Source organism: Borborobacter arsenicus, from assembly GCF_003934165.1.
In the GTDB taxonomy this organism is placed as follows: Bacteria; Pseudomonadota; Alphaproteobacteria; order Rhizobiales; family Rhizobiaceae; genus Pseudaminobacter; species Pseudaminobacter arsenicus.
This window is the reverse complement of the sequence record NZ_RKST01000001.1, coordinates 586,555-610,621: the sequence shown is the minus strand read 5'-3', so window position 1 is coordinate 610,621 and position 24,067 is coordinate 586,555. Positions and strand designations below refer to the sequence as shown.

At 62.2% G+C, this 24,067-nt stretch carries 20 protein-coding genes; 14 read left to right on the top strand and 6 right to left on the bottom strand.

What is annotated here, in order from left to right; translation table 11 throughout:
* Positions 1–15 precede the first annotated feature (15 nt).
* From EET67_RS10470 to preA, 5 genes are all read left to right on the top strand, one after another.
* Positions 16–1,551, top strand: coding sequence for a trimethylamine methyltransferase family protein (locus EET67_RS10470; protein WP_128626067.1), 1,536 nt, complete (start codon positions 16–18; stop codon positions 1,549–1,551).
* 206 nt (positions 1,552–1,757) lie between these two features.
* Positions 1,758–4,184: a GcvT family protein gene (locus EET67_RS10465; RefSeq protein WP_128626066.1), complete on the top strand. Its 2,427-nt coding sequence runs from the start codon at positions 1,758–1,760 to the stop codon at positions 4,182–4,184.
* Positions 4,185–4,274: 90 nt separating this feature from the next.
* Positions 4,275–4,538, top strand: a complete 264-nt coding sequence (locus EET67_RS10460; RefSeq protein ID WP_128626065.1) for a hypothetical protein — start codon at positions 4,275–4,277, stop codon at positions 4,536–4,538.
* A 231-nt stretch (positions 4,539–4,769) separates the two neighbouring features.
* The gene (locus tag EET67_RS10455; RefSeq protein WP_128626064.1) at positions 4,770–6,134 is read left to right on the top strand and encodes an NAD(P)-dependent oxidoreductase; all 1,365 of its coding nucleotides are present in this window, start codon (positions 4,770–4,772) and stop codon (positions 6,132–6,134) included.
* Positions 6,135–6,136: 2 nt separating this feature from the next.
* Positions 6,137–7,450, top strand: coding sequence for an NAD-dependent dihydropyrimidine dehydrogenase subunit PreA (gene preA, locus EET67_RS10450; RefSeq protein WP_128626063.1), 1,314 nt, complete (start codon positions 6,137–6,139; stop codon positions 7,448–7,450).
* Between the two features lie 60 nt (positions 7,451–7,510).
* On the opposite strand, the gene EET67_RS10445 is transcribed toward preA, so the two are convergent.
* The gene (locus EET67_RS10445; protein WP_128626062.1) at positions 7,511–9,577 is read right to left on the bottom strand and encodes a TRAP transporter permease; all 2,067 of its coding nucleotides are present in this window, start codon (positions 9,575–9,577) and stop codon (positions 7,511–7,513) included.
* Positions 9,578–9,690: 113 nt separating this feature from the next.
* Entirely contained in the window at positions 9,691–10,674 is a 984-nt protein-coding gene (locus EET67_RS10440; RefSeq protein ID WP_128626061.1) for a TAXI family TRAP transporter solute-binding subunit, read from the bottom strand.
* A 238-nt stretch (positions 10,675–10,912) separates the two neighbouring features.
* Here EET67_RS10440 and EET67_RS10435 point away from each other — a divergent pair, with 238 nt between their 5' ends.
* Together EET67_RS10435 and EET67_RS10430 are read left to right on the top strand one after the other, a co-directional pair.
* Positions 10,913–11,428 carry an RrF2 family transcriptional regulator gene (locus EET67_RS10435; protein WP_128626060.1) on the top strand — a complete coding sequence of 172 codons (516 nt, stop codon included), beginning with the start codon at positions 10,913–10,915 and terminating at the stop codon, positions 11,426–11,428.
* 15 nt (positions 11,429–11,443) lie between these two features.
* Positions 11,444–11,902, top strand: a complete 459-nt coding sequence (locus EET67_RS10430) for a carboxymuconolactone decarboxylase family protein (RefSeq protein ID WP_128626059.1) — start codon at positions 11,444–11,446, stop codon at positions 11,900–11,902.
* Positions 11,903–11,929: 27 nt separating this feature from the next.
* Here the strand turns inward: EET67_RS10430 and EET67_RS10425 are convergent, their stop codons facing one another.
* Positions 11,930–12,571, bottom strand: coding sequence for a TetR family transcriptional regulator C-terminal domain-containing protein (locus EET67_RS10425; RefSeq protein WP_128626058.1), 642 nt, complete (start codon positions 12,569–12,571; stop codon positions 11,930–11,932).
* Positions 12,572–12,796: 225 nt separating this feature from the next.
* On the opposite strand from EET67_RS10425, the gene aptA reads away from it, so the two are divergent.
* The 7 genes from aptA to EET67_RS10390 all read left to right on the top strand — a co-directional run bounded on the left by aptA (position 12,797) and on the right by EET67_RS10390 (position 20,148).
* Positions 12,797–14,125: an omega-aminotransferase AptA gene (gene aptA / locus EET67_RS10420; RefSeq protein WP_128626057.1), complete on the top strand. Its 1,329-nt coding sequence runs from the start codon at positions 12,797–12,799 to the stop codon at positions 14,123–14,125.
* A 115-nt stretch (positions 14,126–14,240) separates the two neighbouring features.
* Positions 14,241–15,491, top strand: a complete 1,251-nt coding sequence (locus tag EET67_RS10415) for a Zn-dependent hydrolase (protein ID WP_128626173.1) — start codon at positions 14,241–14,243, stop codon at positions 15,489–15,491.
* 287 nt (positions 15,492–15,778) lie between these two features.
* On the top strand, positions 15,779–16,570 hold the full coding sequence (locus EET67_RS10410; RefSeq protein WP_128626056.1) for an ABC transporter ATP-binding protein: 792 nt from the start codon (positions 15,779–15,781) through the stop codon (positions 16,568–16,570).
* Between the two features lie 3 nt (positions 16,571–16,573).
* Positions 16,574–17,452 carry an ABC transporter permease gene (locus tag EET67_RS10405; RefSeq protein ID WP_128626055.1) on the top strand — a complete coding sequence of 293 codons (879 nt, stop codon included), beginning with the start codon at positions 16,574–16,576 and terminating at the stop codon, positions 17,450–17,452.
* Positions 17,449–18,567 (top strand): ABC transporter permease, encoded by a 1,119-nt coding sequence (locus EET67_RS10400; protein WP_128626054.1) that lies wholly within the window; start codon positions 17,449–17,451, stop codon positions 18,565–18,567. The genes EET67_RS10405 and EET67_RS10400 overlap by 4 nt, the downstream gene beginning before the upstream one ends.
* A 23-nt stretch (positions 18,568–18,590) precedes the next feature.
* Positions 18,591–19,556 carry an ABC transporter substrate-binding protein gene (locus EET67_RS10395; protein ID WP_128626053.1) on the top strand — a complete coding sequence of 322 codons (966 nt, stop codon included), beginning with the start codon at positions 18,591–18,593 and terminating at the stop codon, positions 19,554–19,556.
* A gap of 154 nt (positions 19,557–19,710) precedes the next feature.
* Positions 19,711–20,148, top strand: a complete 438-nt coding sequence (locus EET67_RS10390) for a CHRD domain-containing protein (RefSeq protein WP_128626052.1) — start codon at positions 19,711–19,713, stop codon at positions 20,146–20,148.
* A 44-nt stretch (positions 20,149–20,192) separates the two neighbouring features.
* Here the strand turns inward: EET67_RS10390 and EET67_RS10385 are convergent, their stop codons facing one another.
* From EET67_RS10385 to EET67_RS10375, 3 genes are all read right to left on the bottom strand, one after another.
* Positions 20,193–21,842: a thiamine pyrophosphate-binding protein gene (locus EET67_RS10385; RefSeq protein ID WP_128626051.1), complete on the bottom strand. Its 1,650-nt coding sequence runs from the start codon at positions 21,840–21,842 to the stop codon at positions 20,193–20,195.
* A complete protein-coding gene (locus EET67_RS10380) occupies positions 21,839–23,011 on the bottom strand; it encodes a CaiB/BaiF CoA transferase family protein (protein ID WP_128626050.1) in 1,173 nt (390 codons plus the stop codon). The genes EET67_RS10385 and EET67_RS10380 overlap by 4 nt, the downstream gene beginning before the upstream one ends.
* Before the next feature lie 90 nt (positions 23,012–23,101).
* Positions 23,102–24,034, bottom strand: a complete 933-nt coding sequence (locus EET67_RS10375) for an alpha/beta fold hydrolase (RefSeq protein ID WP_128626049.1) — start codon at positions 24,032–24,034, stop codon at positions 23,102–23,104.
* Positions 24,035–24,067: the final 33 nt, after the last annotated feature.

Sequence of the window (24,067 nt, the reverse complement as noted above, 5' to 3'; positions counted from 1 at the left end):
GGGACGGGCAAGACCATGAGCGAACCGAGACGCCGCCGCAGTGCCGACAGGGCTGGCAGCAAGGCTGCCGCCATTCCGCAACTGCCTTTGCGGCGCGTGCGTAATCCCTATCCGCCGATGGCGCTTTTGTCGGAAGACCAGATCGAGGCCATCCATGAGGCCTCGATGCATATTCTGGAAAATTTCGGCATCGAACTGATGAATGTGCGCGGGCTTTCCCTGCTCGAAAAGGCCGGGGCCAAGGTCGATCATGCCAGCCAGACGGTGTGGCTCGATCGCGGTCTCGTCGCCGAGGCGCTGAAGAGCACGCAATCCACCTACAGGCTGACCCCGCGCAATCCGGAGCGCACGATCCATCTGGGCGGCGACACGATCAATTTCACGCTGGTCGCCGGGCCGCCCAATGTCCATGACATGGAGCGCGGCAGGCGGGCCGGCAATTATCGCGACTATTGCGACCTGGTGCGGCTGGCGCAGCACTTCAACTGCATCCACATGATCGGTAATCAGGTCTGTGCGCCGATCGAGATGCCGGCCAATTCGCGCCATCTCGACACTTATTTCGCCAATCTGACGCTCACCGACAAGAGCTTCCATTTGTCGGCCATCGGCCGGGGCAGGGCGCTGGACGGCATCGCCATGATGGCGATCAGCCGGGGGCTAACACTCGACCAGATGCGCGACGATCCCGCCGTCACCACCATCATCTCGGTCAACTCGCCGCGCCGCTTCGACGAGGCGATGGCCGAAGGGCTGATGACCATGGCCGAATATGGCCAGTCCGTCGCCGTCACGCCGTTCACGCTAATGGGAGCGATGAGCCCGGTGACGCTTGCCGGCGCGCTGGCGCAGCAGAACGCCGAGGCGCTGTTCGGCATCGTGCTCACCCAGCTGGTGCACCCCGGCGCGCCGGTCATGTATGGCGCCTTCACCTCCAATGTGGATATGCGCTCGGGCGCGCCCGCCTTCGGCACGCCGGAAAACGCCAAGGCCAATATCGCCTCGGGCCAGCTCGCGCGCCGCTACAATCTGCCCTACCGCACCACCCCCGGCAGTGCCTCCAACGCTGCCGATGCGCAAGGCACCTATGAGACGATGATGGCGCTGTGGGGCGCGGTGCTGGGCCATGGCAATCTCGTCTATCACGCCGCCGGCTGGCAGGAGGGCGGGCTCACCGCTTCTTACGAAAAGCTCATCCTCGACGTGGAGATGATCCAGCACATGATGGAGTTCCTGCGCCCGATCGAGGTGGATGACGGCGAATTGGCGCTCGATGCATTGGGGCGCGTGCCGACCGGCGGCCATTTCTTCGGCGAACCGCATACGCTGGAGCGCTATGCAAGCGCCTTCTACCAGCCGATGGTCTCCAACTGGCAGAATTACGAGGCGTGGCAGGAAGCCGGGGGCCTCGATGCCACCGCGCGCGCCACGCTTTTGTGGAAGAGGGCGCTGGAGGAATATGTCGAGCCGGCGATGGACCCGGCGATCCGCGAGGAACTCGAAGCCTATATGGCGAAGCGGAAAGAAGAAATCGGAGTGGAGGAGCCATGAGAGGGCAGTGCTGCCCCTCACCCTTACCCTCTCCCCGTAAACGGGGAGAGGGGGCGCTGCGGGTGTCGCTTGTTTCTTCTCCCCGCTTGCGGGGAGAAGGTGCCGGCAGGCGGATGAGGGGCGGCGCCAACCTCCGAATTCGATTCACCTTCCTCCCATCCTGATTCCGTAAATCCATCCAACCCATTGAAACAACGGGAAATCCCATGAAGTCGCATGCAAGGGTCGTGATCATCGGTGGTGGTGTCGTCGGCTGTTCGGTACTGTTCCACCTGGCCAGGCATGGCTGGACCGATGTCGTGCTGGTCGAGCGCGATGAGCTCACTTCCGGCTCCACCTGGCATGCGGCCGGCGGCATGCACACCGTCAATGGCGACCCCAATGTCGCCAAGCTGCAGAAATACACGATCAGCCTCTACAAGGAGATCGAGGAACTGTCCGGCCAGGCGACAGGCGTGCACCTTACCGGCGGCGTCATGCTGGCGGCGACGCAGGCGCGTCTCGACTGGCTGCGCGGCATGGTCGCCAAGGGCCGCTATCTCGGCATCGAGCTTGAGGAAATCTCGCCGCGCGAGGCCGGCGAATTGATGCCGCTCATCGATCCCAATGAGTTCGTCGGTGCCGTACGCACTGTGGTCGACGGCCATCTCGACCCCTCCGGCGTCACCCATGCCTATGCCAAGGCCGCGCGGGTGCTGGGCGCCGAGGTCGAGCGTTTCACGAAGGTCGAGGACATCGTGCGGCGCGAGGACGGGCTGTGGCGGGTCATCACCAACAAGGGCGAGATCGTCGCCGAGCATGTGGTCAATGCCGGTGGCTTGTGGGCGCGCGAGGTCGGCCGCATGGTCGGGCTCGAACTGCCGGTTCTGGCCATGGAACACATGTATCTGATCACCGAGGACATGCCGGAAGTCGCCGAATGGAACAAAAAGACCGGCACCGAGATCATCCATGCCATCGATTTCGACGGCGAGCTCTATCTGCGCCAGGAGCGCGGCGGCATGCTGATGGGTACCTATGAGAAGGCCTGCAAGCCGTGGTCGGAATTTTCCACGCCCTGGAGCTTCGGCCACGAATTGCTGGAACCCGACATCGACCGCATCGCGCCTTCGCTGGAGGTCGGCTTCCGCCATTTCCCGGCCTTCCAGAATGTCGGCATCAAGCAGATCATCAACGGCCCCTTCACCTTCGCGCCGGACGGCAACCCGTTGGTCGGGCCGGTGCGCGGCCTGCCGGGCTTCTGGTCGGCCTGCGGCGTCATGGCCGGCTTCAGCCAGGGCGGCGGTGTCGGGCTGGCGCTTGCCAACTGGATGATTCACGGCGATCCGGGCGCCGACGTCTGGGCCATGGACGTGTCGCGCTATGGCGATTGGGCCTCCATGGCCTATACCAATGCCAGGGTGCGCGAGAATTATTCGCGCCGCTTTTCCATCCGCTTCCCCAATGAGGAACTTTCAGCCGGGCGGCCGCTCAAGACCACGCCGATCTACGATTTGCTCTCGGCCAGGGGCGCGCAATGGGGCGCAGCCTACGGGCTGGAAGTGCCGCTGTGGTTTGCGCCTGAAGGCGTGAAGGACGAGTTTTCCTGGCGGCGCTCGACCGATTTTCCCCATGTCGCAGAGGAGGTCCGCACCGTGCGCGAGCGCGTCGGCCTGATGGAGATTTCGAGCTTTGCCAAATACCGCGTGAGGGGCGAGGGCGCGCAAGCCTGGCTCGACCGTATCCTTGCCTGCAAGCTGCCCAAGCCCGGCCGCATGACGCTTGCGCCGATGCTGAAGGAGGATGGCAGGCTGATAGGCGATTTCTCGCTCGCCAATCCCGGCGATGGCAGCTGGTTCATTGCCGGTTCCGGCATTGCCGAGCATTATCACATGCGCTGGTTCGAGCAGCATTTGCCGAAGGACGGCTCGGTCATGGTCGAGGCGCTCGGCCTCAAACTCACCGGTCTGTCGATTGCCGGGCCGGATGCGCGAAGGCTCCTGCAGAAGGTGACCCGCGCCGATGTATCGAGCGAAGCCTTCAAATTCATGGATATCAAGCGTTTCGATATCGGCATGGCCTCCTGCCTCGTCGGTCGTGTCAGCTACACCGGCGATCTTGGCTACGAGATCTGGGTGGCGCCGGAATATCAGCGCCATGTGTTCCAGACGCTGCTTGAAGCCGGTGAGGAGTTCGGCATCGGCCTGTTCGGCAGCCGCGCGCTGAATTCGCTGCGGCTGGAGAAGAACTACGGTTCCTGGGCGCGCGAATACCGGCCGATCTACGGGCCGCTCGAAGCCGGGCTCGACCGCTTCGTCGCCTATGGCAAGCAGGCCGATTTCATCGGAAAGCAAGCGGCGCTGGCCGAACGGGAGCAGGACGGCAAGCTCAGGCTATGTGCCTTCGTCGTCGATACGGACGATGCCGATGTGATCGGCGACGAGCCGATCTGGTTCGAAAGCGAGGTCCGGGGTTGGGTGACCTCGGGCGGCTACGCCCATCATTCCGGCTGTTCGGTTGCCATCGGCTATGTGCCGAAGGAGGTTGCCGACGTGGCTGGAGCCTTCGAGATCGAGCTTATCGGCAGGAAATACAAGGCGCGCCTGCAGAAGGTGCCGCTGTTCGACGCCGACCAGCGGCGCTTGCGAGGGTGAAATCGTCCACTCCATGTTGGTGCAGGGCCAAAGACGCACTATCTATTTCGACAGGCGGTATGGGCGAATTTGCCGTGCCTGGACAGGACGATGATGCGACTGGCTTTTCTGACAATGGCTGCGATGGCGATGCTGGTTCTTGCCGCGCCTGCTTCTGCCGCCGACAACGACCCTCCTACCGAGCGCCAGATCAAGAACCGTGCGCGGCCGGAGGATTTGCAGGCTCTGGAAGCCATGCAGAAGCGGCGCGAATATCAACAGCAGCAGCAGATTTACCGGGAACTGGACCGCCCGATTACCCAGCCGCCACGGCTGGAAGTGCCGATCATGCAGCCCGGCGGCGTAAGGCGGTAACCGACCTTTCCGGCCTGCGGTTCGTCAGAATTTGGGTTCTTTCTCACTTGGCGGGCGAGGAACCTTTATCCTGCAGCGGCCCAACCCTTCAATCGCCCTCCATCCTTAAAACATGATAGTATCAATCATGTTTTAGCTCGTTATTTCAAGCTCTTACCTTGAAAATTGACCAATTGATAAAAAAATAAACTGTGCTAGCCTTTTCGCAAAACCACAATAATGGGGAATGAAATGGCCGAAGGTCAGTTCAAGCAAGGCGTAGCCGGCGGGAGGCTGGCGCCGCAGCAATATGCCGAGAATTTTTCAGACCTGCATCCGCCGCTCGACCCGCATGAGGCGCTGGTGGAGGCCGATCGCTGCTATTTCTGCTACGATGCGCCCTGCATGCATGCCTGTCCGACATCAATCGACATTCCGATGTTCATCCGCCAGATCGCGACCGGCAATGCGCTCGGTTCGGCCAAGACCATTTTCGACCAGAACATTCTGGGCGGCATGTGCGCCCGCGTCTGCCCGACCGAGACGCTGTGCGAGGAGGCCTGCGTGCGCGAGGCTGCCGAAGGCAAGCCGGTGCAGATCGGGCGGTTGCAGCGCTATGCCACCGACGTCGCGATGGAGCAGAACAAGCAGTTCTATGACCGCGCGGAACCCACGGGCCGCAAGATCGCCGTGGTCGGCGCGGGGCCGGCCGGCCTTGCATGCGCGCATCGGCTTGCCCGCTACGGCCATGAGGTAACGGTGCTGGAGGCCAAGCCTAAATCCGGCGGCCTCAACGAATATGGCATCGCCGCCTACAAGACGACCGACGATTTTGCCCAGGCCGAGGTCGACTATGTCACCGCCATTGGCGGCATCGCCATCGAAAACGACAAGGCGCTCGGTCGCGACTTTTCGCTGTCCGAGTTGACGGCGAAATATGATGCCGTGTTCCTGGGCTTGGGCCTTGGCGGCATCAATGCGCTGCGCGCCGAAGGCGAAGATGCCGAGGGCGTGGAAAATGCCGTGGAATTCATCGCCGAACTGCGCCAGGCAAGCGATCTGTCGAGCCTGCCGATCGGGCGCCGCGTCGTCGTCATCGGCGGCGGCATGACGGCGATCGACGCGGCCGTGCAGTCGAAGCTGCTCGGCGCGGAGGAAGTCACCATCTGCTATCGGCGCGGCCAGGAGGATATGAACGCCTCCGATTTCGAGCAGGATCTGGCCGCGGCGAATGGCGTCAACATCCGCCACTGGCTGCAGCCAAAGCGGGTGGTCGCGGATGGCGGCAAGGTCACCGGCATTGAGCTCGAATACACCATAATGAAAGGCGGCAAGCTGGTCGGCACCGGCGAGACGCTCAGCCTTGCTGCCGACCAGGTGTTCAAGGCGATCGGCCAGCTCTTCGAGCCGGCAGCCCTCAATGGCAGCGGTGCGTCGATTGCCATGGAAGGCGGCAGGATCATCGTCGATACCGAGGGCCGCACTTCCATGGCGAAAGTGTGGGCGGGGGGCGACTGCATCCGCGGCGGCGAGGATTTGACCGTCACTTCGGTTGCACAGGGGCGCGACGCCGCCGAGAGCATTCATCGCACACTCACCTCTAATGGGAGGGCATGAGCATGGCAGACATTCGCAACACATTCGTCGGTATCAAGTCGCCCAACCCGTTCTGGCTGGCCTCTGCGCCGCCCACCGACAAGGCCTATAATGTCGAGCGCGCCTTCAAGGCCGGCTGGGGCGGTGTGGTGTGGAAGACGCTGGGCGAGGAGGGGCCGCCGGTCGTCAATGTCAACGGTCCGCGCTATGGCGCCATCTGGGGTGCTGATCGCCGCCTGCTCGGCTTCAACAATATCGAGCTCATCACCGATCGCGACCTTTACCTCAACCTGCGCGAGATCAAGCAGGTCAAGATGAACTGGCCCGACCGGGCAGTTGTCGTCTCGCTGATGGTGCCTTGCGAGGAGGAGAGCTGGAAGGCGATCCTGCCGCTGGTGGAAGAAACCGGGGCGGATGGCATCGAGCTCAATCTGGGATGCCCGCATGGCATGAGCGAGCGCGGCATGGGCTCAGCGGTCGGCCAGGTGCCGGAATATATCGAGATGCTGTCACGCTGGTGCAAGCAATATACCCGCATGCCGGTGATCATAAAGCTGACGCCCAACATCACCGATATCCGTCATGCCGCCCGCGCGGCAAAGAGGGGCGGGGCCGATGCGGTGAGCTTGATCAACACGATCAATTCGATCACCTCGGTCAATCTCGACACATTCTCGCCGGAACCCACGATCGACGGCAAGGGCAGCCATGGCGGCTATTGCGGCCCGGCGGTCAAGCCGATCGCGCTCCATATGGTGGCAGATATTGCACGCGATCCCGAAACGCAGGGCCTGCCGATCTCAGGCATTGGCGGCATCACCACCTGGCGCGATGCGGCTGAGTTCCTGGCGCTGGGTGCCGGCAATGTGCAGGTCTGCACCGCGGCGATGACCTATGGCTTCAAGGTCGTGCAGGAGATGATCGAGGGCCTGAAGGACTGGATGGACCGCAAGGGCCATGCGACACTGGACGATGTCGTTGGTCGCGCCACGCCCAACGTTACTGATTGGCGGTATCTCAACCTCAATTATGTCGCCAAGGCGCATATCGACCAGGATGCCTGCATCAAATGTGGCCGCTGCCATATCGCCTGCGAGGACACGTCGCATCAGGCCATCACCTCGATGGTCGATGGCGTGCGTCATTTCGAGGTGATGGAAGAAGAGTGCGTCGGCTGCAATCTGTGCGTCAATGTCTGCCCGGTCGAAAACTGCATCACCATGCAGCCGCTGGCGGCGGGAACGCTCGACAAGCGCACCGGCGAGCCGGTGTCGCCGGTCTATGCCAACTGGACGCAGCATCCTAACAATCCGATGGCCAAGGTCGCCGCCGAATAAGCCGAACCCCGGTTTTGCAATGAACGAGCCCGGCAGGATGTCCTGCCGGGCTTGTTCATTTTACGCGAGGCTTGCGCGCCGTTCGGCCGTCGCTGCCGAAACATGCCGCAAGACGATGGGCACGATCATCAGCGCGCCGATGATGGTGGAATAGAGTTCCGGCGCCACCAACAGGAAGGCGGCCACCACCAGCACCACATTCTCCCATCCCCTGGTGCGCACCAGCATATAGCGCGATAATGCCGCGCCAAGGCAGACGATGCCGAGCGAGCAGCCAAAGAAGGCGAGCGTGAAATTCGCCCAGGTGAAATCCTTCGTCACCAGCAACAGTGATGGCGAGAAGACGAATACGAAGGGGACGAGCGCCTTGCCCAGTCCGAGCCTGAAGGCGGTGTTGCCGGTCTTGAACGGATCGGCCGCCGCCATGCCCGCAGCCGCATAGGCGGCAAGCGCGACAGGTGGCGTGATGTCGGCCAGAAGCCCGTAATAGAAGACGAAAAAATGGGCGACGATCGGCTCGACATTGAGCATGACCAGCGCCGGCGCGGCAATCGTCACCATGATGATATAGTTGGCGGTGGTGGGGATTCCGCAGCCCATGAGGATGCAGACCACGCCGGTCATGATGAGCGTGAACAGCAGGGACAGGGTCGAGGCGGCAACGATGCTGGTCGGCAGGATATAGCCGGCGAAGTCCGCCAGTTGCGCCGCCGTCGAGGTGACGATGAAGGAGACCTTGAAGCCGACGCCGGTCAGCGTGACGACGCCGATGACGATGCCCACAGTTGCCGCCGCCGCGCCGATCGCCAATGCGTATTTGGCGCCGTCGCGCAGGCCGAGGAACACTTCGCCGACGGTCATGCGCCGGCGCGGATTGAGCAGTCCGACCGCGACGCAGGCGGTGATGCCCCAGAAAGCCGCCAGATAGGGCGTATAGCCCGACAGCAGCACCCACAGCAGCACGACAAGCGGGATAATGGTCGGCCAGTCCCGCTTGAGGGCGGCCTTGATGTCGGGCATCTCGTCGGGGCGCAGGCCGCGCAGGCCGGTCCGCTTGGCCTCGAAATGCACCTGCATGAGCACGCCGAAGAAATGCATGAAGGCCGGTACGATCGCGGCAAGGATGATCGTCGTGTAGGGAAGTTCGAGGAACTCGATCATCAGGAAGGCGGCCGCGCCCATGATGGGCGGCGTGACCTGGCCGCCGGTCGAAGACGCCGCCTCGACGGCTGCCGCGAATTCGCGCCTGTAGCCGAGCTTGATCATGGCCGGAATGGTGAGGGAACCGACGGTCACCGCATTGGCGACCGAGGAGCCGGAAATCATGCCGAACAGCGCCGACCCGAAGATCGAAACCTTTGCCGGGCCGCCGGCATAGCGCCCGGCCACCCATGCCGCGCAATCGAGGAACAATTGGCCGAGTCCGATGCGGGTGGCGAAGACGCCGAACAGCACGAAGTGGAAGACATAGGTGGCGACGACGCCAAGGGCGATGCCGTAGATGCCCTGTGTCGTCATGTAGAGATGGTCGATGAGCTGCGAGGCGGTGTTGCCCGGATGCACCAATATGCCCGGCATCCAGGGTCCGAACAGCGCATAGGCCATGAACAGCAGCGAGATGATCGGCAGCGGCCAGCCGATCGAGCGGCGCGTGGCTTCCAGCAGTGCCACGATCAGGAAACCTCCCAGGACCACATCCGTCGTCGTGGGATTGCCGATGCGGAAGGCGAGATCGTCGAGCGGAATGAGAGGAACATGCGCCACGGCAACGATTGCGCCGATCGCCAGGATCCAGTCGTAGATGGGGATGCCCATGGGGCGCAGCAGCGAACTCTTCAACGGCGCGTCGTAACCCTTCTTGGTGAAGGGAAAGACCAGGAAGACCAGCGCGAGCACGAAAGACAGGTGGATGCCGCGATGCACCATCTCCTGCAGCAGGCCGAAGCCTGCCGTGTAGTAATGGAAAATGGAGAGCACGATCAGCATCGAGCCGACTATCCAGCCCGCGGCCTTTCCGAGGCTGCGGAAACGGATCTCGCTATCGAATTTTTCCTCGAGTTCGCGCGCCTTTTCCTCGTCGTAACCGTCGGAGGTCAGGCGGATCTTGTCGTCGCGCGGGGCAGCCATAAGGGATTCCTGCTCAGGGACTGGAACTGAATCTCGATCGCATTACGAATAGCCCGGTAGGCTCCGAGCCGACCGGGCTAATGAAATGTGTAAAAGCAGCTTGCCTCGGCAAGCTATTTCAGGGTTCCGCTCTCCTTGTAGAAGCGTTCGGCTCCCGGGTGGAGGGGAATGCCCAGGCTCGTGATCGCGTTTTCCAGGACGATCGACTTGCCCTTGGCGTGGCCGGCGTCCAGCGCGTTGCGTGTCCCTTCGCTCCACAGCGACTTGGTGATCTCATAGACGAGTTCGTCGTCCTGCTTGGCGCTGGTGACCCATTGTGCGGCAACCGCGATCGTCTCGGTTTCGCCAACGCCCTTGTAGGTGTCGGCGGGAACGGTATTTTTGGAAAAGAACTTCTGTTCCTCAAGCAGTTTGTCCGCTTCGGGGCCGGAGACCGGCACCAGCGTGATGCCGCTCGTCGCCGCCAGTTCCACGATCGCGCCGGCCGGGAAGCCGCCGACGAAGAAGAAGGCGTCGAGCGAGTTGTCGCGCATCTTTTCACCGGATGGGCCGGGCTTGAGATATTCGGGATGGATATCCTTCTCCGTCAGCCCATAAGCGGCAAGCACCAGACGCGCATCGACGATGGTGCCGGAGCCCGGCTCGTCGATCGAGACACGCTTGCCCTTGAGGTCGGCGACCGACTTGATGCCGGCATCGGCGCGGGCGACGATATGGAGGGTTTCAGGATAGAGCGTTGCGATGAGCCGCAAATCCTCGACCTTGCCCTTGCCGTCGTAGAGGCCGGTTCCGGAATGCGCCCAGTAGGCGACGTCGGATTGCGTGAAGCCGGATTCGCTCGACCCGCCGGAGATGGCGTTGATGTTGGCGACCGATCCGTTCGAGGAAACGGCCGTCGAAACGAGGCCTTCGACACCGTTCGGCCCGGTGGACGAGATCGAATTGGCGATCAGGCCGCCGATTGGATAATAGGTGCCTGAGGTGCCGCCGGTTCCGATCCTGAAGAACTTCTGGCCCTGTGCGAAGGCGGACCGTGCGCCTGCGATCATCAGCGCGGCGCCGGCGGTGAAGGTACGACGTGAAATTGAAAAGCTCATGCCCAAAGTCTCCCAAAGGTCGCTAAAGATGGGCAGGAGGTTGCCAGGTTGTCAACCGTGGCAGAGCCTCCTCCACAACGCTCACTCGTTGACGTAACGTGATATCGATCTGCCGTACCGGTGTGGCCGGACGCGCATATTCCGGCTCCAGTCAGGGGTTGTCAGCATTCAATATCATGTGAATTGTCGATATAAATTATCCATGATAAGAATTATCGATGAATGATCGGAAAGTCTGATGAAACTGAGTGAAGGCGTTGAGGCTTCTATCCACTGCGCGGCCATGCTGGCAGGCGTGGAGGGCAATGCGACCGTGTCGGGTGCGGCCATGGCCGAGGCTTTCGGCCTGTCGTCCAGCTACCTGCTCAAGCATCTCAATGCACTGACGGCGGCGGGCGTGCTGGAATCGCTGCCCGGCCCGTCCGGCGGCTACAGGCTTGCGCGCCCGGCCGAGGACATATCGCTGCTCGATATCGTGCTGGCGGTGGAAGGGCCGCAGCCGGCGTTCCGCTGCGGCGAGATCCGCCAGCGTGGACCCGTCAAGCTGCCGGCTTCGGCCTATGCCAAGCCGTGCGGCATCAATGCGGCGATGCTGCGGGCCGAAAGAGCCTATCGCGCCGCGCTCGCCGGCGAGAAGCTTTCCGACATCGTGGCCGCGTTCATGGACGAGGCCGATCCCCGCTCGGTCGCTGCCAGTTGCGCCTTCGTCGCACGTCATCAGCGGCCGCAGAAATCCGGATCCCCCAAGCAGTAAGTGAAAGGAAAGACGATGAAGCAGAGATTGCAGTTTTTTGCCACGGCTCCTGAAATCATGAAGGCCGTGGTGGCGCTCAACAAGGCGGTCGAGGACAGCGGGCTGGAGCGCAGCTTGCTCCATCTGATCAAGCTGCGCGCTTCGCAGATCAATGGCTGCTCATTCTGCGTGGATATGCACAGCCGGGAGGCGCGCGAAGACGGAGAAACCGAGCAACGGCTCTATCTCGTCGCGGCCTGGAAGGAATCGCCGCTCTTTTCCGAGCGCGAACGCGCCGCGTTCGCCTGGACCGAGGCGGTGACGCTGATTTCCAACGGTGGCGTCTCCGACGAACTCTACGGCAAGACGCTCGAGCACTTCTCCGAACAGGAACTGACCAAGCTGACCGTTGCCGCCGGCATGATCAATGTGTGGAACAGGCTCTGCGTCAGCTTCCACGCCATCCATCCGGTGGAAACCGCCAAGGCTGCCTGAGTGTTTGCAGCTTACGCCGCTCCGGTCTTAAGGCCGGGGCGGCTTCAACCCTTGGGTGAACAGATTTTCCAGAAACAGCGCGGCATCCTCGAAGCGGTCCTCGCCGCCGCGCGTCGGGCCGAGAACGGCGCGGACCTGGACGTCGAAATCGGCGTAATGCTGGGTGGTTGCCCAAATCGAAAATATCAGGTGCCATGGGTCGGCGTGAGCGATCTTGCCATCCCGCATCCAGCCCCTGATGACTTCGGCCTTCTCGTCGCATAGAGCCTTCAACTCGCCTTCCAGCAGCGGCATGATGCGGGGAGCACCCTGCAGGATCTCATTGGCAAAAAGCCGGCTTTCGCGCGGATAGTCGCGCGCCATCTCCAGCTTGCGGCGGATATAGCTGCGGATCTCGTCTATCGGGTCGCCGCTGTCGTCGAATTCGCGTAGAGGGGCCAGCCAGGTGTCGAGCAGGCGCTGCATCAGCGTCTTGTGGATGTCTTCCTTGCCCCGGAAGTAATAAAGCACGTTCGGCTTCGACATTCCGGCCGCCTCGGCGATCTGGTCGATGGTCGAACCGCGGAAGCCGTGGGTGGAGAATACGTCGAGCGCGGCTTCCAGGATCAGTTCGCGTTTCTCGCGCTGGATGCGTGTCCGGCGCGCGGGCGCTTCGGTTTGCATGCTCATTGCCGCCTCATGGCGCGATGTGTTCTGTGGCCCAATCCGCTGGACCAGTTCCTCTTGTGCCGTGGAGCGCGAATTCGTCCTCGCATATGGGCTAGTATCCCCCTTGACCGCCTGTTTGGCGGTGCTAACGTTTGTCCAATCGGTCAAAATTTGCGTAGCACAGAAGCTCGGCGAGGACCAAGCGTTGGCGTATCGAAACTCTGGACCGAAAGGAGAGGCTTGGTCATGTCCAACCGAAAAAACATAGCGCCGAACGACCTCAGCGCATTCTGGATGCCGTTTACCGCCAACCGACAGTTCAAGCAGGCGCCGCGCATGCTGGTCGCCGCCAAGGACATGCACTACACGGCAAGCGACGGGCGCAAGATTCTTGACGGCACCGCCGGCCTGTGGTGCGTGAATGCAGGCCATTGCCGCCCCAAGATCACCGAGGCCATCCAGAGCCAGGCTGCCGAACTCGACTATGCGCCGGCCTTCCAGATGGGCCATCCGATCGTATTCGAACTGGCCAACCGCCTCGTCGATATCGCGCCCGAGGGCATGGACCATGTGTTCTTCACCAATTCGGGCTCCGAATCGGTGGATACGGCGCTGAAGATGGCGCTGGCCTATCATCGCGTGAAAGGCGAGGGCGCGCGCACCAGGCTGATCGGCCGCGAGCGCGGCTATCACGGAGTCAATTTCGGCGGCATCTCGGTGGGCGGCATCGTTTCCAACCGCAAGATGTTCGGCACGCTGCTGACGGGCGTCGACCATATGCCGCACACGCATTTTCCCGACAAGAACTCGTTCACGCGCGGCGTTCCGGAACATGGCGGCGATGTGGCCAGCGAATTGGAGCGTATCGTTGCGCTGCACGATGCCTCGACCATCGCAGCCGTCATCGTCGAGCCGGTTGCCGGTTCCACCGGCGTCATCCTGCCGCCGAAGGGTTATCTGCAAAAGCTGCGCGACATCTGCACCAAGCACGGCATCCTGTTGATCTTCGATGAAGTCATCACCGGCTTCGGCCGCCTCGGCACGCCGTTTGCGGCCGATTATTTCGGCGTCATTCCGGACATCATCACCACCGCCAAGGGCGTCTCCAATGGCGTCATCCCGATGGGCGCTGTGTTCGTGCGCAAGGAAATCCACGATGCCTTCATGAACGGCCCGGAGCATCTGATCGAGTTCTTCCATGGCTACACCTATTCCGGGAACCCGATCGCCTCAGCGGCAGCCTTGGCGACACTCGATACCTACAAGGAAGAGGGTTTGCTGACGCGCGGTGCGGAGCTTGCGCCCTATTGGGAGGATGCGCTGCATTCGCTCAAGGGCGAGCCGCATGTCATCGATATCCGCAATATCGGCCTCGTCGGCGCCATCGAACTGGAGTCGATCGCCGGCAGCCCGTCCAAGCGTGCCTTCTCTGCCTTCGTGAAGGCGTTCGAGCGCGGCGCGCTGATCCGCACCACTGGCGACATCATCGCGCTGTCTCCGCCGCTGATCATCACCAAGGGCCAGATCAACGAGCTTATCGACCACGTGCGGGAAGTGTTGCGGACGATCGACTGACGATCGACCGGCATCGAAAGGATTGCAATGAAGCCGCCTTTCGACGCAATACGATAAAAGCGCTGCCGGGTGCCTCCAGGGACCCGGCGGCTACAACAAAATGGAAGGGGAAGACATGGCCGCTCCGGGCGAAAATCTCAGGATCAACTCCGAACGCCTGTGGGACTCGTTGATGGAGATGGCCAAGATCGGCCCTGGAATTGCCGGCGGCAACAACCGCCAGACCCTGACCGATTTTGACGGCGAGGGTCGGCATCTCTTCAAGCGCTGGTGCGATGCGGCCGGGCTTGAAACCGGCGTCGACCAGATGGGCACCATGTTTGCGCGCCGCGAGGGCACCGACCCGGATGCACTGCCGGTCTATGTCGGTAGCCATCTCGACACCCAGCCCACCGGCGGCAAGTTCGACGGCGTTCTGGGCGTGCTCGGCGGGCTCGAAATCATCCGCTCGCTCGATGATCTCGGCATCAAGACCAAGCACCCGATCGTCGTCACCAACTGGACCAATGAGGAAGGCACGCGCTTTGCGCCGGCCATGCTGGCGTCCGGCGTGTTTGCCGGCGTGCATGAGCAGGACTGGGCCTATGCGCGCCAGGATGCCGAAGGCAAGCGCTTCGGCGACGAACTGGCGCGCATTGGGTGGAAGGGCGATGAAAAGGTCGGCGCGCGCAAGATGAAGGCCTTTTTCGAGCTCCATATCGAACAGGGGCCGATCCTCGAGGATGAAGGCATCGACATCGGCGTCGTCACCCACGGCCAAGGGCTCAAATGGCTTGAGGTGCACCTTACGGGCAAGGAGAGTCACACCGGCTCCACGCCGATGCCCAAACGCCGCAATGCCGGGCTCGGCATGGCGCGGGTGACCGAACTGGTGCATGAGATCGCCATGGACTACCAGCCGGATGCGGTGGGCGCGATCGGCCACATGGAAGCCTATCCGAATTCGCGCAACATCATTGCCGGGCGCACCGTATTCACCATCGATATCCGCTCGCCCAACAAGGATGTGCTGGACGAGATGGACGGGCGCATCCGTGCCGGCATCAAGACGATTTGCGAGGCGCTCGACATTTCCTTTGAAATCGAGCAGGTCGGGCATTTCGACCCCGTCACCTTCGACGAAGGATGCGTGAAGGCGATCCGCGACGCCGCCGAGCGTCTTGGCTATAGCCATCGCAATATCGTGTCGGGCGCAGGCCATGACGCCTGCTGGATCAACCGGGTCGCGCCGACGGCGATGGTAATGTGCCCTTGCGTGGACGGGCTGAGCCACAACGAGGCCGAAGAGATCTTTCCGGAATGGGCGGCCGCCGGCTGCGACGTTCTGTTTCATGCCGTTGTGGAAACGGCCGTGATCGTGGAGTAGATGCTCGCGGTAAATTGAAAAGGCCGACGGGCTCGAAAGAAGCGCGCGGCAGAAAAGGGGAATTCGATTGAACGGCACCATTCAAGCCATGATGCGTTGAGCCCGCAGTTGCGGTTGGGCAAGGCTTGAGCGCCTTGCCGGCCATGGCTGTGGGCGGCCACATCATGCGATGAATCAGGAGGAGGCGATATGTTGTTGTTTTCCCGATTCTTCATTTGCGCGGATCATTGTCCGTGCCGCGCCAACAATGCTCTAATCGAGCGGCAGGAAATTTGGGAAGAGCAAGCTTGCAGCCAGCATCACAAGCAGTCGTCGAAGCAAAGAAACTGGGCCTGACGTTCCACACTGGCGATGGGCCGGTGCAGGCGCTGTCGGATGTCGATCTCACCATTAACAAGGGCGAGTTCGTTTCCTTCATCGGGCCGTCCGGCTGCGGCAAGACCACCTTCCTGCGGGTCATTGCCGATCTCGAGAAGCCGACCTCCGGCTCCATCCTGATCAATGGCATGAGCGCCGAGCAGGCACGGCAGGCACGCGCCTATGGCTATGTGTTCCAGGCCGCCGCACTCTACCCCTGGCGCACCATCGAAGCCAATGTGGCGCTGCCGCTGGAGATCATGGGCATTGCGCGCGAGGAGCAGAAGGCGCGGATCAAGCGCACGCTCGACCTGGTCAATCTTTCCGGCTTCGAGAAGAAATATCCCTGGCAATTGTCGGGCGGCATGCAGCAGCGCGCCTCGATCGCGCGCGCGCTCGCCTTCGACGCCGACCTGCTCCTGATGGACGAACCCTTCGGTGCGCTGGACGAAATCGTGCGCGACCATCTCAATGAACAGCTTCTAGAGCTATGGAAGCAGACGAACAAGACGATCTGCTTCGTCACCCATTCCATCCCCGAGGCAGTCTATCTGTCAACGCGCATCGTCGTCATGTCGCCGCGACCAGGGCGGGTAACTGATGTGATCGAGTCGACCTTGCCGCGTGATCGCCCGCTCGACATTCGCGAGACGCCTGAATTCCTGGCCATCGCCGCGCGCGTGCGCGACGGCCTGCGCGCCGGCCATTCCTACGAGGATTGAGGGATGGACCGGCTGCGTGACAAGATCATCCCCGTCACCACGCTTTTGGCCCTGCTGGTGGTGGCCTGGTACGCCTTTGCAGTGGTACTCAACGGACCGTTCCAGCGCGATCTCGACCGCCGGGCCGGCGAGACGCCGAGCTATACCGAATTTCTGGTCAAGACCTGGTCGCAGCCCAAGCCGACCCTGCCGGCCCCGCATCAGGTGGCGCAGAATTTCTTCAAGACGACCTTCCAGGTGAAGCCGTGGAGTGCACGCAGCCTTGTCTACCATTCCTGGGTGACGCTGTCAGCAACCATGGTCGGCTTCCTGTTCGGCACGGTGCTCGGCATAGTGATCGCGGTGGGCATCGTGCATTTCGTGGCACTCGACCGCAGCCTGATGCCCTGGATCATCACCTCGCAGACGATCCCGATTCTGGCGCTGGCTCCGATGGTGATCGTCGTCTTTGCCGCCATCGGCATCACCGGCCTGTTTCCCAAGGCGCTGATCTCGACCTATCTGTCGTTCTTCCCGGTTGCGGTCGGCATGGTGAAGGGCTTGCGTTCGCCCGAGGTCATGCATCTCGACCTGATGCACACCTATAATGCGAGTGCAGCGCAGACCTTCTGGAAGCTCAGGGTGCCGGCCTCTATCCCTTACCTGTTCGCCTCGATGAAAGTGGCGGTGGCGGCAAGCCTCGTTGGGGCAATTGTCGCGGAATTGCCGACCGGAGCCATTGCCGGCATCGGCGCCAAGCTCTTGTCGGGTTCCTATTACAGCCAGACCATCGAAATCTGGGCGGCCCTCGTCGCCGGCTCGCTGGTGGCGGTGCTGCTGGTGGCGCTCGTCGGCGTGGCTGGACGCATCACCGAACGGGCCATGGGCGGGAGAGAGGCATGAGCCGGTTTGGCATCTCCTGGCAGGCCGGGCTGGCGCTTGTGCTGTGCGCAATGGCGGCCGTGGCGTTGCCGCTGGCAGCCGATGCAGCATTCAGTGCAGGCACGACCGTGCTGATTTTTGCGCTGATCGTGCTTTGCGCGCTCGCCTCGATGACGGTGGCCTCGACTGCCTTCGCTGCAGCGATCCTTTTCGTCGGCGCCCATGGCGCTGCGTGGCTGCTCGTCTCGGGTATTGCCGGCCATGAAGGTTCGGCGCGCGCCTCTTTCTTCCTGCTGGTTGCCGCTGCTTGGCTGCTGGCCTGGCGCTGCGTCACCGAACTGGTGACGATAAGACCGAAGAACCGCACTGCCGATACCATGCTTCGCCTTATTGTGCCGACCATATTCGGCGTCTGGCTTCTCTTGTTGTGGGAAGCGCTGGTGCGCGGCTTCGGCATTCCTTTCGTATTGCTGCCGCCGCCCAGCACAATCGCCGTGCGTATTGCAAATTCGCTGCCGGTGCTGGCCGCGGACGTCAACCAGACCATCTTCAAGGCGGTGCTTGTCGGCTATGTGCTTGGCTGCGGCACGGGCTTTGCGGCCGCGATCGCGGCCGACCGCTTCATCTTCCTGCGCCGCGGGCTGCTGCCCGTCGGCAATATGGCCGCCGCCCTGCCGATCATCGGGGTCGCGCCGATCATGGTGATGTGGTTCGGCTTCGACTGGCAGTCCAAGGCCGCGGTGGTCGTCATCATGACCTTCTTTCCGATGCTGGTGAACACGGTGGTCGGCCTGACGGCCTCCGGCCATATGGAGCGCGACCTGATGCGGACCTATGCGTCCGGCTATTGGCAGACGCTGTTCAAGCTTCGGCTGCCGGCGGCGATGCCCTTTATCTTCAACGCGCTCAAGATCAATTCCACGCTGGCGCTGATCGGCGCTATCGTCGCTGAATTCTTCGGCACGCCGGTGGTTGGCATGGGCTTCCGCATCTCCACCGAGGTCGGGCGCATGAATATCGACATGGTCTGGGCCGAGATCGCGGTTGCAGCGGTGGCGGGTTCGGTCTTCTATGGGGCAGTAGCCCTCGTAGAAAGGGCAGTCACGTTTTGGCATCCGTCTATCCGTGGTGGATAGACGCTCTTCAGAGGGTGTAAAAAATGAAAAGACTGATTGTTTCCATGCTTGCCGGCGCCATGTCGCTGGCGGTCGTGCAGGCCTGGGCGGCCGACAAGGTGACGCTGCAGCTCAAATGGGTGGCACAGGGTCAGTTTGCCGGTTATTTCGTCGCCAAGGACAAGGGCTTCTACGAGGAAGAGGGGCTCGACGTCGAGATCAAGCCGGGCGGTCCTGACGTCGCGCCCGAGCAGGTGATCGCCGGCGGCGGCGCCGATGTCATCGTGACCTGGATGGCGGCGGGTCTTTCCGCGCGCGACAAGGGCGTTCCGCTGGTCAATATTGCTCAGCCTTTCGCCAAGTCCGGCCTTGAACTGATCTGCCCGAAGGACGGCCCGGTGAAGACGGAAGCTGACTTCAAGGGCCATACGCTCGGCGTCTGGTTCTTCGGCAACGAATATCCGTTCTATGCCTGGATGAACAAGCTCGGCCTGCCAACCGAAGGTGGCCCGGACGGCGTGACCGTGCTCAAGCAGAGCTTCGACGTGCAGCCGCTGATCCAGAAGCAGGCCGACTGCATCTCCGTCATGACCTATAATGAGTATTGGCAGGCGATCGATGCCGGCTTCAAACCGGAGGATCTGGTCGTCTTCAACTATACCGAACTCGGCAACGACTTGCTGGAAGACGGCCTCTACGTGCTTGAAGACAAACTCAAGGACCCGGCCTTCGAAGACAAGATGGTGCGCTTCGTGCGCGCGTCGATGAAGGGCTGGCATTATGCGGTGGAAAATCCGGAAGAAGCGGCCGGCATGGTGCTTGATGCCGGCGGCCAGGACGAGAACCATCAGAAGCGTATGGTCGGAGAGGTCGCCAAGCTGATCGGCGACGGCAAGCTCGACCCGGCGCTTTATGAGCGCACGGCCAAGGCGCTGCTTGATCAGAAGATCGTCACCAAGGAGCCGGAGGGCGCCTATACCACGGCAATCACCGACAAGGCGCTGAAATAGGCTGTCGGCTACCGATGGAATTGAAAGGGGCGGGCAACCGCCCCTTTTTTCATGGGCGCGGGCAACTTACCCGCGTCCAGTCCGTTAGCTTGTGTTCCGCGGGCAGTTCGCGCCTTGGTTGGGGAACAGGCTTCAGGATAAATGGGAGATTGAGATGACACGCTCCGACATTTCCTCGCTGCTGGCTGGTGTGGCCATCGCGACCATGCTGGCTTCGCCCGCGCTGGCGGAGATGGTCAAGTTCAGCGCGACGATGGATGCGGCACAGGAGGTTCCGCCGACTTCCAGCGGCGGCAAGGGCACCGCCGACATCAGTTTCGATACCGAAAGCAAGACCTTGGAATGGACTTTGGAATATTCAGGCTTGAGCGGCGATGCCGCGGCTGCCCATTTCCATGGCCCGGCGGCTGCAGGCGAGAATGCGGATGTAGCAGTGCCTATCCCCGACCCGGCGAGTGGAGCGAAGGGCTCGGCGACGCTGACCGATGCGCAGGCTGCCGATCTCATGGCCGGAAAATACTATGTCAATATTCACACGGCAGCCAATCCGGACGGCGAGATACGCGGCCAGGTCGAGAAAGCCGGCATGTAGCTGTCAAATCGGGCTGGGGGAAAGCGACTCGCCCTCCCTTCAGTTCAGCGTTTTTCGCGGATATCGGTCAGCGTTCGGGTCGGTGTGATCGCCTCGGGGTCGAGCCTGATCTCGATGATCGCCGGCCTGCCGCTGTCGCGCGCGCGCTCAAAGGCGGCGGCAAAGTCGCCAGTCCTCTCCACGGTCTCGCCATGGCCGCCATAGGCGCGGGCGAGGGCTGCGAAATCGGGGTTGCGCAAGTCGGTGCCCTCGACACGGCCGGGATATTCGCGTTCCTGATGCATGCGGATCGTGCCATAGATGCCGTTATTGACGACGATGACGATGATCGGCAGGTCGTATTGGACCGCAGTTGCAAATTCCTGGCCGTTCATCATGAAGCAGCCGTCTCCGGCAAAGGCCACCACCATGCGGTCTGGGTGCAGTGCCTTGGCCGCCACCGCCGCCGGGGTGCCGTAGCCCATCGAGCCCGAGGCCGGTGCGCCTTGCGTGCCAAATTCACGGAAGCGATGGAAACGATGGACCCAGGTGGCATAGTTGCCGGCGCCGTTGGTCAGGATCGCGTCCTGCGGCAGCGTCTTTTCCAGATAGGTCATGATCGGGCCCATCTGCACCTCGCCGGGTCCGGTCTGGGGTGGCGTCGACCAGTCAAGATATTGCGCATGCAGCCGCGCCGTTTCGTCGGCCCAAACGGGCGTCCTGGCCGGTTTCCTGCCGGCGAAGGCTTCGGCAAAGGCTGAAGGCGAGGCATTGACCGGCAGGGTCGGTCGGTAGACGCGGCCAAGCTCGCTGCTATCGGGGTGGATATGAATCAGTTTCTGGTCGGGGTAGGGGCTTTTGAGCAGCGTGTAGTCGGAAGACGGCATCTCGCCGAAGCGGCCACCGACAAGCAGGATGAGGTCGGATTTCTTGATGTAGTCGGCAAGCTTGGGATTGATGCCGATGCCGACATCGCCGGCATAGTTCGGGTGGAGGTGGTCGAACAGCATCTGGCGGCGGAACTGCACGCCGACCGGTAGCGACCAGGCTTCCGCGATCGACTGGAAGTCGGCCACGGCCTTCGTGCTCCAGCGTGTGCCGCCGAGAATGGCGAAGGGGCGCTCGGCCTTGGTGAGCAGCTTTTCAAGTTCAGCCAGTTCGGCCTCGCCCGGCCGCGTTTCCACTGGCGTAAACGGCAGGGCGGCCGGTGCATCCGCCAGGCTGGTCAGCATGTCCTCGGGGAGCGAAATGACGACCGGGCCCGGCCGGCCGGAGGTGGCAACCGAGAAGGCCCGGCTGACGATTTCGGGAATGCGCGCCGCATCGTCGATCTCGGTCACCCATTTGGCGATGGGGCCATAGAAGGCGCGGTAGTCGACCTCCTGGAACGCCTCGCGCTCCTTGGCATGGGAGGCGACCTGGCCGATGAACAGGATCAGCGGGATGGAATCCTGGCGGGCAATATGGATGCCGGCCGACGCATTGGTGGCGCCCGGCCCACGGGTGACGAAGCAGATGCCCGGCCTGCCGGTCAGCCTGCCGTGACAATCGGCCATCATCGCGGCACCGCCTTCCTGCCGGCAGACGATGGTCTTGATGGGGGAATCGTGCAGCGCATCCAGAACGGCCAGGTAGGATTCGCCAGGCACGCAGAAGATGCGCTCGACGCCGTTTGCTTCCAGCGATTCGACGATCAGTTGTCCGCCGGTCCTCATGATTTTCTGTGCTCCAGTTCGGCAAGGATTTCCTGCGTATGCTCGCCAAGGCGCGGCGAGGGCCGCTCATAGGTCAGCGGGGTGCCGGACATCACCATCGGCGCGCGCACCGAAGGCAGCAGATTGCCGTCTGCATCCTCCAGATCGATCCGCATGCCGCGTGCGGCCGTCTGCGGGTCGGCGAACATTTCGCCGATATTATTGATCGGGCTTGCCGGCACATGGGCTTTTTCGAGCGCGTCTAGCAGCGGCACGCGCTCGAAAGCGGCAAGGGCAGCTACGATCTTCTCGCGCAGCGTTACGCGGTTTGCGACGCGCGCTGCATTGGTGGCATAGGCTTCATCGTCCGCCAACGGGGCCAGACCGACGACGATGCAGAATTTGCGGAACTGGCCGTCATTGCCGACCGCGAGAATGAAATGCCCGTCCTTGACCGGCAGCACCTCATAGGGCGCGATATTGGGATGCGCATTGCCCATCTGGGCCGGTGATTTTCCAGAGACCAGATAGTTTAGGTTCTGGTTGGCCAGAACAGAAATCTGGGAATCGAATAGCGCCATGTCGATCTGCTGGCCCTCGCCGGTCGCCTCGGCATGACGCAGCGCGGCCTGGATGGCGATGACCGAATAAAGCCCGGTGAACAGGTCGGTCACCGCCACGCCCACCTTCTGCGGTTCGCCGCCGGCCGGGCCGGTGATCGACATCAGGCCCGACATGCCCTGGATGATGAAGTCGTAGCCGGCGCGCGGCGCATAAGGGCCGTCCTGGCCGAAGCCGGTGATCGAGCAATAGACAAGCTTCGGGTTGATCGCCCTCAGGCTGTCATAGTCGAGCCCGTATTTCTTCAACCCGCCAAGCTTGAAATTCTCGATCAGTACATCGGCGGTGGCGACGAGCTTCCTCACCGTCTCGGCCCCCTCCGAGGTGGAGAAATCGACGATGATGGAGCGCTTGCCGCGATTGCAGGAGTGGTAATAGGCCGCCGACAGGTTCTTGCCGTCACTGCCGGTAACGAAGGGAGGGCCCCATTTGCGGGTATCGTCGCCATCAGGGCTTTCCACCTTGATGACGTCGGCGCCGAGATCGGCAAGCATCTGACCTGCCCAGGGGCCGGCGAGGATGCGGGCAAGTTCGATGACGCGGATGCCGTGCAAAGGAGGATTTGTCATGAAGTCCCTGAAAGCTTGTGTTGGAAAGGCTGTAACAAATCTTTCGTGATCATGTCACCGTTGTTGCATGGGCCAGAGGAATTGCAGTGCTCACCGTGCTACGGCCTGCCTTGCCCAAGCGGCGAAGTCTTCCATGATGAGATCGCGATTCAACTCGTTCAGGCTTTCATGGCGGGTTTGCGCGTAAACCTTTGAAACCAGATTCGAAAAACCCATTGCGCGCATACGGGAAGCGAGCGTGGTCACGGCCTTGCCGCCGGCCGTGGCCGGGTCTTGCTCGCCCCCGACAAGGTTGATTGGCAGATCCTTGCGCACCGCGGCGAAATTGCTGTCGTCGGCGCCAAGGAAGATCATCCCGAACAGGTCCTGCCACAGCGACACCGAGGCATCCCAGCCGCACAGGGGGTCGGCAATATATTTACCGACCTCGGCCGCATCGCGCGACAGCCAGTCGAAATCCGTGCGGTGGCCGGGCACCGCCTTGCCCCAGGCCTGAAAGGTAAGCTTCGGCAGCAGGCGCGACGGCATGTCGGAGCCAAGCCGGAACCTTTCATAGGCAAGCAGCGCCTGCGCCAATCGTCCGGGCAGGCCGGCGGAAAAATTGGCGTTCCAGATTGTCGCCGCTTGCACGGTGTCGGAATGGCACAGCAGATAGTTGAGCGCGATGATGCCGCCCATGGAGTGACCGTACAGGACGACCGGCAGACCTGGATGTTCGCTGGCGATGAGTTGGTGGATTGCCGCGACATCGGCGATGACCTTGGCGCTGCCGTCACGCGCTGCAAATCTGCCGAGCGGTGCATCCGTCGCGGTGGTGTGGCCATGGCCGCGGTGGTCGTGGGCATAGGTGTGAAAGCCATGAGCCGCCATGAACTCGGCGAAGCGGGCATAGCGCGCCGCATGCTCGGCCAGCCCGTGGTTGATCTGCAGCACGCCGACAGGGGCCGTGGCGGCGGGCTGGACGTATAGGTTCAGCCGAGCGCCGCTTGGCGATGTATGAAGACGCTGATTGTGGAACGCCATAGTGATCCCCTGTCCGGCGCGTTCAACGTACCG

What these genes read in the sequence shown, in the direction of transcription:
- EET67_RS10470 (WP_128626067.1), top strand. Translation starts at nt 16, where the DNA reads ATGAGCGAACCGAGACGCCGCCGCAGTGCCGACAGGGCTGGCAGCAAG.
- EET67_RS10465 (WP_128626066.1), top strand. Translation starts at nt 1,758, where the DNA reads ATGAAGTCGCATGCAAGGGTCGTGATCATCGGTGGTGGTGTCGTCGGC.
- EET67_RS10460 (WP_128626065.1), top strand. Translation starts at nt 4,275, where the DNA reads ATGATGCGACTGGCTTTTCTGACAATGGCTGCGATGGCGATGCTGGTT.
- EET67_RS10455 (WP_128626064.1), top strand. Translation starts at nt 4,770, where the DNA reads ATGGCCGAAGGTCAGTTCAAGCAAGGCGTAGCCGGCGGGAGGCTGGCG.
- preA (WP_128626063.1), top strand. Translation starts at nt 6,137, where the DNA reads ATGGCAGACATTCGCAACACATTCGTCGGTATCAAGTCGCCCAACCCG.
- EET67_RS10445 (WP_128626062.1), bottom strand. Translation starts at nt 9,577, where the DNA reads ATGGCTGCCCCGCGCGACGACAAGATCCGCCTGACCTCCGACGGTTAC.
- EET67_RS10440 (WP_128626061.1), bottom strand. Translation starts at nt 10,674, where the DNA reads ATGAGCTTTTCAATTTCACGTCGTACCTTCACCGCCGGCGCCGCGCTG.
- EET67_RS10435 (WP_128626060.1), top strand. Translation starts at nt 10,913, where the DNA reads ATGAAACTGAGTGAAGGCGTTGAGGCTTCTATCCACTGCGCGGCCATG.
- EET67_RS10430 (WP_128626059.1), top strand. Translation starts at nt 11,444, where the DNA reads ATGAAGCAGAGATTGCAGTTTTTTGCCACGGCTCCTGAAATCATGAAG.
- EET67_RS10425 (WP_128626058.1), bottom strand. Translation starts at nt 12,571, where the DNA reads ATGAGCATGCAAACCGAAGCGCCCGCGCGCCGGACACGCATCCAGCGC.
- aptA (WP_128626057.1), top strand. Translation starts at nt 12,797, where the DNA reads ATGTCCAACCGAAAAAACATAGCGCCGAACGACCTCAGCGCATTCTGG.
- EET67_RS10415 (WP_128626173.1), top strand. Translation starts at nt 14,241, where the DNA reads ATGGCCGCTCCGGGCGAAAATCTCAGGATCAACTCCGAACGCCTGTGG.
- EET67_RS10405 (WP_128626055.1), top strand. Translation starts at nt 16,574, where the DNA reads ATGGACCGGCTGCGTGACAAGATCATCCCCGTCACCACGCTTTTGGCC.
- EET67_RS10400 (WP_128626054.1), top strand. Translation starts at nt 17,449, where the DNA reads ATGAGCCGGTTTGGCATCTCCTGGCAGGCCGGGCTGGCGCTTGTGCTG.
- EET67_RS10395 (WP_128626053.1), top strand. Translation starts at nt 18,591, where the DNA reads ATGAAAAGACTGATTGTTTCCATGCTTGCCGGCGCCATGTCGCTGGCG.
- EET67_RS10390 (WP_128626052.1), top strand. Translation starts at nt 19,711, where the DNA reads ATGACACGCTCCGACATTTCCTCGCTGCTGGCTGGTGTGGCCATCGCG.
- EET67_RS10385 (WP_128626051.1), bottom strand. Translation starts at nt 21,842, where the DNA reads ATGAGGACCGGCGGACAACTGATCGTCGAATCGCTGGAAGCAAACGGC.
- EET67_RS10380 (WP_128626050.1), bottom strand. Translation starts at nt 23,011, where the DNA reads ATGACAAATCCTCCTTTGCACGGCATCCGCGTCATCGAACTTGCCCGC.
- EET67_RS10375 (WP_128626049.1), bottom strand. Translation starts at nt 24,034, where the DNA reads ATGGCGTTCCACAATCAGCGTCTTCATACATCGCCAAGCGGCGCTCGG.